This window comes from Methylobacterium terricola (genome assembly GCF_006151805.1).
GTDB lineage: Bacteria > Pseudomonadota > Alphaproteobacteria > Rhizobiales > Beijerinckiaceae > Methylobacterium > Methylobacterium terricola.
Window position 1 is genome coordinate 1 of the sequence record NZ_VDDA01000061.1, and the last position, 13,182, is coordinate 13,182.

12 protein-coding genes and 1 rRNA gene are annotated in these 13,182 nt (G+C 70.3%); 6 read left to right on the top strand and 7 right to left on the bottom strand.

Annotated features, from left to right (window positions below; all coding sequences use genetic code 11):
• From FF100_RS35645 to FF100_RS38225, 3 genes are all read right to left on the bottom strand, one after another.
• Positions 1-355: ribosomal RNA gene (locus tag FF100_RS35645) — 16S ribosomal RNA — on the bottom strand; the annotation flags it as partial.
• Between the two features lie 517 nt (positions 356-872).
• Positions 873-1,712 (bottom strand): amidohydrolase family protein, encoded by an 840-nt coding sequence (locus FF100_RS38220; RefSeq protein ID WP_246102756.1) that lies wholly within the window; start codon positions 1,710-1,712, stop codon positions 873-875.
• The gene (locus tag FF100_RS38225; RefSeq protein ID WP_246102759.1) at positions 1,709-2,131 is read right to left on the bottom strand and encodes an RbsD/FucU family protein; all 423 of its coding nucleotides are present in this window, start codon (positions 2,129-2,131) and stop codon (positions 1,709-1,711) included. Before FF100_RS38225 ends, FF100_RS38220 begins: the two co-directional genes overlap by 4 nt.
• A 451-nt stretch (positions 2,132-2,582) precedes the next feature.
• Here FF100_RS38225 and FF100_RS35655 point away from each other — a divergent pair, with 451 nt between their 5' ends.
• Together FF100_RS35655 and FF100_RS35660 are read left to right on the top strand one after the other, a co-directional pair.
• Positions 2,583-3,662: a TadE/TadG family type IV pilus assembly protein gene (locus FF100_RS35655; protein ID WP_139040730.1), complete on the top strand. Its 1,080-nt coding sequence runs from the start codon at positions 2,583-2,585 to the stop codon at positions 3,660-3,662.
• 120 nt (positions 3,663-3,782) lie between these two features.
• Complete coding sequence (locus FF100_RS35660) at positions 3,783-4,160, top strand: DUF4440 domain-containing protein (RefSeq protein ID WP_139040731.1); 378 nt, start codon at positions 3,783-3,785, stop codon at positions 4,158-4,160.
• 169 nt (positions 4,161-4,329) lie between these two features.
• Here the strand turns inward: FF100_RS35660 and FF100_RS35665 are convergent, their stop codons facing one another.
• On the bottom strand, positions 4,330-7,053 hold the full coding sequence (locus FF100_RS35665; protein ID WP_139040732.1) for a PAS domain S-box protein: 2,724 nt from the start codon (positions 7,051-7,053) through the stop codon (positions 4,330-4,332).
• 21 nt (positions 7,054-7,074) lie between these two features.
• Positions 7,075-7,845: a Crp/Fnr family transcriptional regulator gene (locus FF100_RS35670; RefSeq protein ID WP_139040733.1), complete on the bottom strand. Its 771-nt coding sequence runs from the start codon at positions 7,843-7,845 to the stop codon at positions 7,075-7,077.
• 240 nt (positions 7,846-8,085) lie between these two features.
• On the opposite strand from FF100_RS35670, the gene FF100_RS35675 reads away from it, so the two are divergent.
• Positions 8,086-8,343, top strand: a complete 258-nt coding sequence (locus FF100_RS35675) for a DUF6894 family protein (RefSeq protein ID WP_139040734.1) — start codon at positions 8,086-8,088, stop codon at positions 8,341-8,343.
• Between the two features lie 567 nt (positions 8,344-8,910).
• On the opposite strand, the gene hpaH is transcribed toward FF100_RS35675, so the two are convergent.
• Together hpaH and FF100_RS35685 are read right to left on the bottom strand one after the other, a co-directional pair.
• Complete coding sequence (gene hpaH / locus FF100_RS35680) at positions 8,911-9,693, bottom strand: 2-oxo-hept-4-ene-1,7-dioate hydratase (protein WP_139040735.1); 783 nt, start codon at positions 9,691-9,693, stop codon at positions 8,911-8,913.
• 28 nt (positions 9,694-9,721) lie between these two features.
• On the bottom strand, positions 9,722-10,615 hold the full coding sequence (locus FF100_RS35685; RefSeq protein WP_139040736.1) for a dioxygenase family protein: 894 nt from the start codon (positions 10,613-10,615) through the stop codon (positions 9,722-9,724).
• A gap of 323 nt (positions 10,616-10,938) precedes the next feature.
• Here FF100_RS35685 and FF100_RS35690 point away from each other — a divergent pair, with 323 nt between their 5' ends.
• The 3 genes from FF100_RS35690 to FF100_RS35700 all read left to right on the top strand — a co-directional run.
• Entirely contained in the window at positions 10,939-11,667 is a 729-nt protein-coding gene (locus tag FF100_RS35690; RefSeq protein ID WP_246102761.1) for a GntR family transcriptional regulator, read from the top strand.
• Positions 11,668-11,686: 19 nt separating this feature from the next.
• A complete protein-coding gene (locus FF100_RS35695) occupies positions 11,687-12,535 on the top strand; it encodes a sugar phosphate isomerase/epimerase family protein (protein ID WP_139040737.1) in 849 nt (282 codons plus the stop codon).
• A 257-nt stretch (positions 12,536-12,792) separates the two neighbouring features.
• The coding region (locus FF100_RS35700) for a pyridoxal-phosphate dependent enzyme (RefSeq protein WP_205825159.1) at positions 12,793-13,182 on the top strand (390 nt) is incomplete at its 3' end.

Sequence of the window (13,182 nt, forward strand, 5' to 3'; positions counted from 1 at the left end):
AGGGTTGCCCCCATTGTCCAATATTCCCCACTGCTGCCTCCCGTAGGAGTCTGGGCCGTGTCTCAGTCCCAGTGTGGCTGATCATCCTCTCAGACCAGCTACTGATCGTCGCCTTGGTGAGCCATAACCTCACCAACTAGCTAATCAGACGCGGGCCGATCCTTCGGCAGCAAGCCTTTCCCCAAAAGGGCGTATCCGGTATTAGCTCAAGTTTCCCTGAGTTATTCCGAACCGAAGGGCACGTTCCCACGCGTTACTCACCCGTCTGCCGCTGACCCCGAAGGGCCCGCTCGACTTGCATGTGTTAAGCCTGCCGCCAGCGTTCGCTCTGAGCCAGGATCAAACTCTCAAGTTGAAGAGCTGATCATCGCTGATCACAACATAAACGGAGGCTCACAACCGATCGGCGTTTCCACCGGATCGTGTGAGCACCGAAACGTCAGACCAGCATCATCCTACTCACGATCCAGGCCGAAACCCGGATCCGCAGGGACGACGCCGTCCACGCTTCTCTTTCTCGTATGCACTTGTCAAAGAGCTGATCGGGCCGGGGCCAGATCTCGACCTTCCAGAGAACAAAAAGCAGCGCCGGGTTGCCCTGGCCCTTGCTTCGTCGTCTCTCGGAAGGTCCGTGGGGCGGAGCCGCTCGTCGCGGCGCCCCGTCGGTGAGCGGTCGTTTAAGGGTCGCCGGCTCGCCTGTCAACACGACCGAACCCCGGAGGTTTCGACCATGACGACCGGAGGCGGGGCAGGGGACCTGCCCGGCCTCCGCGGCCGGCGTGTACCCCAGATGGGTATGTGCGCCCGGCGATCAAGAGGGGTACCTGTGAGGGCGGGGCTCTCGATCCTCGCGACCTCTCGAACGTGCCGCCTCACCGGCTCACGCGGTAGAAGCGTTGCGCGTTCCCGCCGAAGATCTTCGCCATCGCGTCCGGGCCGAAGCGGGGGCCGAGCAGGGCCCGGGCGGCGTGGGCGACCTCGCCGTAGGTCGCCGCGAGGGTCGCGACCGGCCAATCCGAGCCGAACATCAGCCGGTCTTCGCCGAACACGTCTGCCACGTGGTCGATGTAAGGGGCGAGATCCTGGAGCGACCATTCCGCCTGCGCCTCGGTGACGAGGCCCGACACCTTGCAGACGACATTCGGAAGTGCCGCCAGGGCCGCGATGTCGGCGCGCCAGGGATCGAGGTCGCCTGCCGCGACCGGCGGCTTGCCCAGATGGTCGATCACGGCGCGCAGGGCGGGCACCCGGGCCACGGCCTCGGCGACGTGCGGCAGGTGGCGCGGGACTGCCAGGATGTCGAAGGCGAGCCCGCTCTCGGCCACGCGCCGCAGGTTGTCGAGAATGCGGGGCCGCAGGATGAATCGGTCGTCGTCGAGATCCTGCAGCATCGGGCGCAGGCCCACGAAGAGCGGGTTCTGCCGGTAATGCGCCAGGCGGTCCGGGAACGTGTCGGACTCGAGGTCGAGCCAGCCGACGACGCCGGCGACGAAGCCGGTCCGCGCGGCGATGTCCAGCATGAAGTCGGTCTCGGCCTCGGTCGGAGCCGCCTGGACCAGAATGGTGCGGCCGATCCCGGCCCGGCGCAGCAGAGGCGCGAGGTCGTCCGGCATGAAGTCGCGCAGGAGGGCGGCGACGTGCTCGCCCATCCAGCCGTAATCGCCGCGCGCCACGCGCCAGAAATGCTGGTGGCTGTCGATGACCTCGCTCACGGGTGGATCACGCCCTTGCGCAGCAGGATGTTGCCGTAGAGGCGACGCTCGCCGCTGCGGACCACCGCGTAGGCATCGCGGGTGCGGGCGTAGAAGTCTTGCGGCGGCATCTCGGTGATCGTGATCGACCGGCGCTCGGCGCGGTCGGCGCTCGTCTGGTAGCCGTCGTAGAGCGGGCGGGTCTCTGGCGGGGCTTTCATCACCGCCATCGGGCTCTCGACGAAGTCGTCGAGGGGCAGGACCGACAGGATCGCGTCCAGGAGTGCCGGTGCCGTCGTGCCCGGCATGTCGATCAGCCGCCGGGCGTTGCTCGCGGAGGGGAAGTTGGCATCGGCGATGACGATCTCGTCGCCGTGGCCCATGTCGTCCAGGACGGCGAGAAGCGATCCGCTGAGCAGCGGGTCGATGGTCTTCAGCATGGCGTTCCCCTTCGGCGGCCTCTTGAAGGATAGGCCTGCCTCTCGTCCCCTCGACAGCGATGCGAGGGGAGCGTTCCCCTGTCAAGCAAGTACGGGACCGAGCAACGGACTGGCCACACGTTGCCGGCACGTCGCATGGCCGCGAGGCTGCGCAGCGCGAGCCAGGACGAGAGCAATCGACGGCCGGTTCGTCCGGCATGACGACGCGCATCGCGCTCGGCAGGAACGGGCGCCGGACCCACGGCATCGGGGACGGCGGACGAGGCCGACCTCCCATCCATTCGCTCGACACAGGGGCGTCGTGGCAGCGGCGCGCCATCTGGCCTCGTCCGGCGAGAGGCACCGCAGGATCGCACCGGGCGCACGATCCACCCGCTGCTGCAGATATTTTCAGGAAAAAATTACTTGTTCAAGATATAACAGTCGCGATTGAGTCCTCCAGAAGCTTTCAATGCGCCATAATTCGAAGAAAATGGCTTTTGACGAAGGGGGAGCCATCGCACCCCTGTTCGGGATATTGCTGATCCCTCTGATCGGGATGCTCGGCGCGGCTGTGGATTTCGGCAGTGCGATGCGCATCCGGGCGATCGAGCAGACGGTCAGCGATCAGACGGCGCTGCTCGTCGCCGATGCGGAGACGCCGGCGGCGGCGAGCGAACGGTTCGACTTCGCCCGTCAGGAACTGGTCAGGAAGCTGGGAGCGCGGTCGGACCAGGGCGGATTCCAGATCAGCGGCCGCTGGCTCGACGGTGCCAATTACCGTCTCACGATTTCGACGAGCATGAAGACCTCGTTCGTTCATCTCCTGCCGGGGACCAGCCGTGCGATGGATGTCGGCGTGTCGACCACCGTCATCCGCGTCGCGCCGACCTACGAAACGAAGCCGCCGGCGCTGTCGCAGCTGTCGCCGGAGGCTGCAGACTACAACAGGCTCTACTTCTACTGCTACTCGTCCAGCCCGGAGCGGCAGAAGGAGGCCGATGCCGGCCGGCGCGGGATCACGCCGATCGCCGACAACGCGACGCCGGCCACGAACTACGCGTCCCAGGCGCTGCCGACCTGCGGGCAGAACGAAGCGCCGAGCACCATGCTGCGGAACGTCCGGAACGCCCGGACGTCGCCCGGCAAATGGGACGACAAGCATCAGGAGGTGTACGAATACTATACCGACGTCGTGATCGACACCGGATCGCGGGCCCAGACCATGAACATGAAGGGATTCCGCGTCACGAACGGGACCGTTCGCACCGCCGTCGACATGAGGAACAACCCCATCGTGGAGACGATCGTCTGCGACAGCCTGAGCGCGTGCCGGTCGAGGTCCGATGGCGGCGTGCTGCCGAACAGTCACGTCACCCACGATCCGGCGACGGCCAGCGTCGGCTGCGAGGAGGGAAAGTACATGTATTACGGCTGGGAGGACCGGCCGCCGAATGCGGGCAGCGACCGGGATTACGACGACATCCGCCTTCTCATGTCGTGCCCGAAGCTGGTCAAGGTTTCCGACAAGAAGATTCGCATCGTCGAGTAGGGCGGTGCTCGCCGCGACGCGGAGACTGGCAGAGCGTCGCCGGGGCCGCCACGTCGCCGCACCGGGAACGATCGCGGTCCTGCGGTCTTCTCTGGCGCAAGATGGCGTGAGGAGAAGCCGATGGACGACGATCGGGTATGGTCTTTCGAGAAGGGTCTCTGGACGGGTGACGCCGATCACTACCGCGAGCTCGTCGACGACGAGTGCTTGATGGTGCTGCCGCAGCCGCCCTTCGTCATGAGCGGCCGTCAGGCCATCGAGGCGGTCGCCCACACGCCGCGCTGGTCGACGATCGAGATCGCCCAGGAGCAGATCGCGCGGCCGCAGGAGGGCCTGATCGTCATCGCCTACCACGCCAAGGCGTCGCGTGGGGAGGAGGCCTACGAGGCCCACTGCACCTCGACCTATCGGCGGCTCGCGCACGACAAGTGGCGCGTCGTGCAGCATCAGCAAACGCCGCCGATCGTGACCCGCCCCGCCGTCGAGGCGGCCGGCTGACCGCAACCGGTCTCCCGGGGCGCCCGACCGCGTCCCGGGCGACCCCGGCGGGCGTGCGCTGGCAGATCCACGCTCCGCCGGACGAGGCTGGCGGTGTCCCGCGGATCTTTGCCGCGCGGCCGGCGACCGGGTCTGCGGATTCCGCAAAATGCGACGCGGCCCGTACCGGTCAGGCGGCCGCCTCGCTGCGCTGCTCCTGCATCGACGACAGGGCCGCCACGAGGCGGCAGACCACGCCGGTGGGGGCATAGGTCAGCGTCACCTCGCCGTCGACCTCCGCCGCGAAGCTGCGCTCGATCAGCCGCGAGCCGAACCCCTTGCGCTGCGGCGGGGCGAGGAGGGGCGGGCCGCCATGCTCGGACCAGGTCAGGCTGAAGCGGGTCTCGCCAGCGCCATGCACCACGTGCCAGCGGACCTCGACGAGGCCGGTCTCGTTCGAGAGCGCGCCGTACTTGAACGCGTTGGTGGCGAGCTCGTGCAGCGCCAGCGCCAGCGACAGGGCCGGCTTGGCGGCGAGCCGCACGTTCGGGCCGCTCATCCGGATCCGGGCCGGCCCGGCGGGCTGGTGCACGCTGAGCGCGCCCTCGACCACGTCGAGGATCGGGGCGGCGGTCCAGCTCGCCTGGGTCAGGATGTCGTGCGCCCGCCCGAGGGAGATCAGCCGGGACGCGAAGGCCTCGCGCATCTCGTCGACGTCGCGGGCACCGCGCAGGGTCTGGCTGGCAATCGCCTGGACCAGGGCGAGGGTGTTCTTCACCCGGTGCTGCAATTCGCCGGTCAGCAGGCGCTGGTGCTCCTCGGCGCGCTTGCGCGCGGTGATGTCCTGCACGGTGCCGACGAAGCGGACCGCGCAGCCCTGCTCGACGATCGCCTGGCCCTTGGCGGCGACCCAGCGCTCGATCCCGTCCGCGATCCCGATGGTGCGGTACTCGATGTCGAAGCGCCCCGGTCCCGCCGAATCGAGGGCGGCCATGACCGCCTCGTCCGCCCGCGCGCGGTCCTCCGGGTGCAGCCCGGCGAGGAAGGTCGCGTAGCTCACGGCTGCGTCGGGCGGGAGCCCGAACGCCGCCCGCACATGGGCGTCCCAGGTCAGAGCGCCCGTCGCGAGGTTGTAGTCGAAGATGCCGAGGCTGGTGGCCTCGGCGGCAAGGCGCAGGAGGCTCTGGGTCTGGCGCAGGTTCTCCTCGGTCCGGCGGCTCTCGTGGACGTCGCTGTTGCTGCCGAGCCAGCCGAGGACGGTGCCGGCCTCGTCGCGCAAGGGCTCGGCCCGGATCGAGAACCAGCGATAGGCCCCGTCCCGGCGGCGCAAGCGTGCCTCGGTGTCGTACAGGGACCCGCGGGCACGGGCCTCGGCCCAGCTGGTCATCAGCCCGGGCCGGTCGTCCGGATGGACGGCCTCGGCCCAGCCGAGCGGCAGGGCCTGCTCGGGCGTCTGGCCGCTATACTCGTACCACCGGTCGTTGACGTAGCTGAGGCCGCCATCGGGATCTCCGAACCAGATGGTCGCGGGCGAGAGCGCGGTCAGGACCTGGAAGCGCCCCTCGGCCCGCTTGCGCTCGTGGATGTCGAGGGCGATGCCGATCCAGCTCCGGATCCGCCCGTCGCCGTCCTCGACCGGCCGGCTGCGCGAGAGGAACCAGCGGTACTCGCCATCCGCCCGGCACAAGGGGAATTCCATCTCGAAGCGGGTGCCGGACCGGGCTGCCGCGAACCAGGCCGCACGGACGTGCTCGCGGTGATCCGGGTGGATCGCGCCCATCCAGCTCGCCTCGCTCACGTCGCCGGGAGGCAGGCCGGTATAGTCGAACCAGTACGCGTTGCAGTAGGTGACGGTGCCGGCGGCGTCGCCGAACCAGACCACCTGCGGGCTGACCTCGACGAGCGAGCGGAACCGCAATTCATCGGCGTCGCGGGCGGCTTCCTGCGCCCGCCGCTGGCTGCGGTCGCGCAGGATCTTCAGGAAGCCCTGGGCCGTCCCGTCCTCGGCCGTCAGCGGCATCGTCTCGCCCTGCGCCCAGAAGCGCTCGCCGCTGCGGCGCAGGTACCAGCGCTCGGCCGGCGCGCGGCCATGGGCAAGCGCGAGGTTCATCTCGATCTCGGGCTCCCGCCCGGCCCGGTCCTCGGGGGTGAAGACCATGCCGACGGGCCGGCCGAGCATCTCGGGCCCGGTCCAGCCGAGGATGCGGGTCGCGCCCTCGTTCCAGCGGGTGACCCGGCCGTGGCGGTCGGTCGCGACGATCGCGTAGTCGGTCGCGCCGTCCAGGATCCGGTCCTGCAACTCCCGCTCGGCGCGCTGCTCGCGCAGGGTGCGGCGCAGCTCCAGCTCGGTCATGGCCTGGCGCGCCAGGTGCTTCAGGCTCGCCTTCTGGCGCGCGCTCAAGGCGCGGGGCACCGTGTCGAGCACGCAGACGGTGCCGATGGCCAGGCCCTCCGGCGTCTTGAGCAGGGCGCCGGCGTAGAAGCGCAGGCCCGGGGCGCCGGCCACCCGCGGGTCGCCGGCGAAGCGGGGATCCTCCGCGGCGTCGGGCAGATACAGGACATCCTGCTCCAAGACCTCCTGCTCAAGCAGCGCCTGGCGGCAGAACGGGCTCTCCAGCGGCACGTCGCGAACGCCGAGCCCGAACTCGGCCTTGACGACGGGCCGACCGTCGCCGCCGACCAGGGTGACCGCGGCGATCGGGGTGCCGCAGATCTCGGCGGCGAGGAGCGCGATACCGTCGAACGCCTCGTCGCGCGACGTGTCGCGGATCTGGTAGCGGCCGAGGACGCGCAGGCGCTCCTGCTCGCCGGACGAGGCGCGGGCCTGCCCCCTGGCCCCGGGAGTCCCGGCCTCGGGGCTTCTGGGGCCGGGCTTTCCTGCCTCCGCGTCCGTGATGCCGAAATCCTGTCCCATGGCGGGTGCCGACGCAGCTCCTCAGAACGCCTGACGGCAGGTCGGGCGCAGTGCCACCGGTGCGGCGAGCGTGCCGCACAGGGCGCCGAGCACCGTCTCGAAATGCCGCTTGACCGCACCGTGGCACTCGCAGGCCTTCGCCTCCAGCATCGCCCGGTTGCAGACGACGATGCGCCCGCGGCGGACCTGGATCAGCTCCTCCTGCTGCAGGCTCTTGAGCGTACGGGTGAGGTAGGAGCGCTGGACCCCGAGCAGGTCGGCCAGAAGCTCGTGGGTGATCGGCAGGACGTCGCTGCCGAGCCGGTCCTGCAGGCCGAGGATCCAGCGGGCGCAGCGCTCCTCGATCGGGTGCAGGGCGTTGCAGGCCACCGCCTGCAGGACCTGCGCGAGCAGGCAATCCGCGTAGCGGGTGAACAGGTTGCGCAGGGCCGGGGACGCGGACTTCGTCTCCTGAAGGCGCTGCGTCTCCAGGCGCAGGACCGGGCCGGCGATCTGCACGACGGCCCGGCTGAAGGCCGGCAGCGAGCCCTGGCTGACCACGCCGCCGATCGCCCCCTCGTGCCCGACCGTCGCCACCTCGACCGTACGGCCGTCCCGCATGGCGATCACCAGGGCCGCGACGGTCGATGCAGTCGGGAACGAGATGAAGGAGACGTCCTCCCCGGCCTCGAACAACACCTCGCCGCGCCGGCACTCCCGCACCTCCAGGTGCGGCGCCAGCAGCGTGCGGTCCCTGGGGTGCAGGGCCCCGAGGAGCAGGTTGCCGCTCAGGAAGGGATCGTCGGGGATCATCGGCGGCGGGGTTCGAGGGCCAAGCTCTTCCTCCTAGCCCAGAGCTCGGCGGCTTGTCTGTGCAATAGTGCACAAAAGGCGGGAGATCCGTCCGTCATCCCGGGGAGGGTGCCGCAGGGGATCCGCGGGCGATGACGGTGCCCTGCAACCTTCGCCCCGGTCGGGGTTTTCAGCCCAAGAGACGGCCTTCGTGCCACGCCCCTCTCCGCGACGACCCTTCCCGCCAGGATCCCCTTCGCGATGCCCCGCTTCTTCATCGATTACCAGGATGGCGATCATTCCCTGCGCGACGACGACGGGGACGAGTATCCGAGTGTCGAGGCCGCCCGCGATGCGGCGATCGCGGCTTTGCCCGATGTCGGCCGCGAGGCGCCCCCGCGCGACGGCCGACGCCGCTTCGCGGCCTATATCCGCGACGAGAAGGGGGAGCGGCTCTGCACCGTCACCCTCAACCTGGAGGCGACTTGCGACCCGGACCGGCAGGAGCCTAACGGTTAGCTGATGCGGATCGGCGGCCCGGCACCATGCCCGCCGCCCCGACCCGGCGGCAGGCCAGGGTACAGCGGGAAGCTGTTCAGACTGCGCCGGCCCGGCCTGCCCGTCGCATGAGATCGCGGGGGCGATGCTCTCTGCAACGCCCAAGGTGATAGCACGGCGCTGACGAAGGGGAAAAACCGGCAAGGCGGTCAAGGTCGGAAAGACCGCGCCCCCCTCCAGGTGGCCGAGGCTCACCGCCAAATCCTCCGGCCCGACGACCGCGCCGGTCTCCTCGGGCAGGTCGAGCGCTTCGCCGGTCTCGCCCGGCACCAGCACCGTACAGCGCCTCGGCCGCACGCCGGGCGGAGCGCATCCGCGTCCCGGACGGTGGGGATCGGCAGGGTCCGGGCGCCGAGATCGAGGACGCGCGTGATCAGCACCGCGTCGTTGGCGGCGGGGCGCACCGCCGAGACCCCGCCACGGCTTCCGCCGCGCAGGAGCCCGGCAGGCGGCACCGCAGGCCGATCTGCCGGCGCCCCTCGCGCGAGCCGCGCCTGGCGCGGTTCTCGGCGAGATCCGCCCTCCGCCTCAGACGAAGGAGACGCCGATGGCGCCGAGCGGGCCGTAATCGGCCTGGATCACGTCGCCCTTCCTGATGTCGACGGGCCGGGTGAACGAGCCGCCGAGCACGATCTGCCCCTTCTTGAGACCCGCATCGACCGCCGCGAGCTTGTTGACGAGCCACGCGATGCCGGCGGCCGGATGGCCCATGATGGCGGCCGAGACGCCGGATTCCTCGATGATGCCGTTCTGCGACAGCGTCGCGCCGATCCAGCGTACGTCGACGTCGAAGGGCCGGACCGTGCGGCCGCCGACCACGATCGCCCCGAAGGCGGCGTTGTCGGCGATGGTGTCGACGATCGCCCGCGGCACCTCGGTGCGGTAGTCGATGATCTCGAGCGCCGGGACCACGAACTCGGTCGCCCGCATCACGTCGTAGATGCGGCAGCCCGGCCCCGACAGGTCCTCGCCCATGATGAAGGCGAGCTCGACCTCCAGCCGCGGCTTGATGAACAGGTCGGTGCGGATCTGCGCCCCGTCGTTGAACAGCGCGTCGTCGAGGATGCGGCCGTAATCCGGCTCGGTCATCTTCGAGGCCATCTGCATGGCGCGGGAGGTCAGGCCGATCTTGTGGCCGGCCAGCCGCGCCCCGCCGGCGATCCGCGCCTCGGCCCAGAGATCCTGGACGCGGTAGGCATCGGCGATCTCCATGCCGGGAAAGGTCTTCGACAATTGCGGGCAGGGCACCCGCTCGCGCTCGGCCTTGAGGATGGCCTCGGCGGCCTTGCGGTGATCATCGTCGCTCAGCACGGCTGTTCGCTCCGGACTAGAATCGGGATTACTTGATCGGGGGACGCGGCAGCACGGCCTCGCCGGGCTCCATGACGTAGGTGTAGTCGAGGGAGTACCAGGGCGACGACACGTCCGCCGCGTCCGGATGCGGCCCGTCGTGGCGCACGAAGTCGCCGACGAGAGCCTTGGTCACGCCGAACTGGACGTCGGACTCGATATGCGGATCGTTCGCGTCGTAGACCTGCGAGATCAGCACCTTGAAGCCCGGCTTGGCGATCAGGGCGTGCAGGTGGGCCGGCCGCATCGGGTGGCGGCCCTGAGCCGCCAGCAGCCGTCCGACGACCCCGCCGGTGGGGATCGGATAGCCGATCATCATCACCGAGCGGAACCAGAACCGGCCCTCGTCATCGGTGGTGAACTTGCCGCGCAGGTTCATCTCGGCCTGTTCGGGGTCCTGGTTCTCGTAGAGGCCGACCGGCGAGGCGTGCCAGACATCGACCTCCGCGCCGGCGACCGGCCGGCCCTCGCCGTCGAGCACGCGGGCGGTGACGAAGAGCGGGTCGCCCGGCGTGTCGGAGCGCACGATGGTACCGCCATTCGCGACCCGTGGCGCGTTGAGGCGCCAGAACGGCCCGAGCAGCGACTGCGAGGTCTCGGTATTGCCGTGGTCGCCGTTGTTGAGGAGGCAGACGAGGGACGACACGCCGAGCGAGCCGGCCATCAGCACGAACTCGTTGTGGCTGTCGGAGGCGAGCGCGCCGATCTCGTTGAGGATCGCGGTGGCGTCGCGGAACTCGGCCTCGGTGAGGCGCACGTCGCGGACGAAGCCGTGCAGGTGGGTGATGAGCGAGGTCATGATCTCGCGCAGGCGCGGGTCGCGCGTCCGCGCCATGACCTCCAGAACGGCCGGCGTCACGTCCTGCTGGCGCTCGATGCGCATGGCTCTGCCTCCCTGGATCCGCGTTCTGCTCACATATCATCGATTATTCGTCAATCACCGATTTTCGGTCGGGTTCGTGCTTTCGTCAGCTGGGGCGGATTCGGCGCCCCATCCCTCCCGGATGGCCGGCTACGACCGCGCATGACGGCCCGGACAGCGTTGACATGAAAAATCGTTTTTTATAAAAATCATCGATGAAACTTACGGGCCGGTGTCCCGGACGGAGAGACGGCTTGACCGAGGCGACGACTCGCCGCGCCACACGCGACCGCCTCGCGGCGCCCGCTCCGACGGCGCCGGAAGCGCCGATCCACGAAACCTCGATGGCCGAAACCCCGGTCCCGATGACGCCGATCCCGATGGCGCCGGGCGCCCTCGTCGGCGACGGCAAGAACACCATGGCGAGCCAGCTCGTCGACCGGCTGCGCGAGGCGATCGTCTCGGGTCGGCTCGAGGCCGGCAGCAAGATCAACCTGGAGCGGGCGCGAGAGCGCTTCAGCGTGTCCTTGAGTCCGCTGCGCGAGGCCCTGGCCCGGCTGATCGCCGATGGGCTGGTGGTGTTCGAGGACAATCGCGGCTATCGCGTCGCGCCGGTCTCGCTGTCGAACCTGGCGGAGATCACGCGGCTGCGCGAGGAGGTCGAGGTTCTGGCCCTGCGCCAGGCCATCGCGATCGGCACGGTGGACTGGGAGGGCGACGTGATGCGGGCCCTCCACCGCATGAACCGGATCGAGCGTGATCCCGCGCAGCCGGAGACGCTGGAGCAGTGGGAGGCGTATCACCGCGAGTTCCACCTCACGCTGATCGCCGGGTGCCGGATGCCGCTGCTCCTGAACTTCTGCGGCGTGCTGCTGAACCTGAACGACCGCTACCGGCGCACCTTCCTGCGCCGGACTCCGGGGGGGGACCGGAACGTCGCGCAGGAGCACGGCGAGATCGCCCAGCTCGCGGTCGCCCGCGACGCCGACGATGCCTGCGCCCGCCTGCGCGAGCACATCCACCGCACCGGCACCAACCTGCAGCGGCACCTCGCCGGCACGCTCGCCCCCTGACCCCTCCGAGCCGATCCCCATGCCTGCCCGACCGCCTGCCTCATCGTCCGACCGGCCGCTCGGCCTCGCCCATTTCACCTGCATCGCGGTGCCGCCGCTGGAGCTCGTCCGTCTCGCGGCCCGCACCGGCTACGCGGCGGTCGGCCTGCGGCTGCACCCGGCCTTCCCCGGCGCTCCGGTCTACGACCTGGCCCACGGGAGCCCCGCCTTCCGAGCCGTGCGCGAGGCTTTGCGGCAGGAGGGCCTGCGCGTCCACGACATCGAGTTCGTCACCATCGGGGAGGATTTCGTGCCGGCCTCCCTCGCCGGCATCCTCGAGGCGGCCGCAGGACTCGGCGCCGAGCGACTGAGCGTATGCGGGGACGATCCGGATCGCGCCCGCCTCGTCGCGCACTTTGCCGAGCTCTGCGACCTCGCGGCGGGGTTCGGCATGGGGGTCGATCTCGAATGCATGGCGTGGCGGCGGGTCGCGAGCCTGCCCGACGCGGTCCGGGTGGTCGAGGCCGCCGGCCGGCCGAATGGCGGCGTCCTCGTCGATGCGCTCCACCTCGCCCGCACTGGAGGAACGGTCGCGGATCTGCGCGCCGTACCGCCGGCCCTGATCCGCAGCGCGCAGCTCTGCGACGCCGGCGCGGAGGCGCCGCGATCGATGGACGCCGTCATCCAGGAGGCCCGGGGCGGGCGCCTGCCCCCGGGGGAGGGGGTGTTGCCCCTGAGGGCGCTGCTGGCGGCGCTGCCCGGGACTGCCGCGCTCTCGGTCGAGGTTCCGCTGACCGGCCCGACTTCGCCCGAGGCGCATGCCCGCGCCAATGCCGAGGCCGCGAGGCGGGTGATGGCCGCCGGGGATCCCGTTTCAGGCCCGGGCTGAGACCTGCCGTCTGGCGGGCGACAGGGGCGTGGCCGCGGGAACGGCCGCCACGGCCGCCGCCGGCTTGTCGGCCCGCCGCGGACGGTGAGGATCAGGCCGGCGAGGCGGGCGAGCGCACGGGGTGGCCGAGGGCCTCTCCGCTCGCCGGCAACGCCGACGGCGCCTGCCGCGACGGATCTCGGCGTGATCGCCTCGCGAATGACGGATCCCGCCGCGAGGGAACACGATTTCGGCGCCAACCGTCGTGGGGATCCGGCATGCTCCTGCGCATGACCGACGCCTCCTCATCATCTTCCGGTTCTCTCCCGTCCCCCGAAGCGATCGCCGCCTTCCTGCGCGGGCTCGATCCGGCCTATGCGCCGACGCCGCTGCGCCGCCTGCCGGCGCTCGCCCGGCGCCTCGGCGTGGCGCAGGTCCTCGCCAAGGACGAGACCGACCGGACGCTCGGCAGCTTCAAGTCGCTGGGCGGCACCTATGCGGGCCTGATGGCGCTCGCCCGCGCCGCCGGGACGAGCCCGGCCGCGCTCCTGGCGGCGCGGCCCGCGGGCCAGCCGGCCCTGGTCTGCGCCAGCGACGGCAATCACGGCCTCGCGGTCGCCGCCGCGGCGCGGTTCGCCGGTGCCGCGGCACGGGTGTTCCTGCATGCC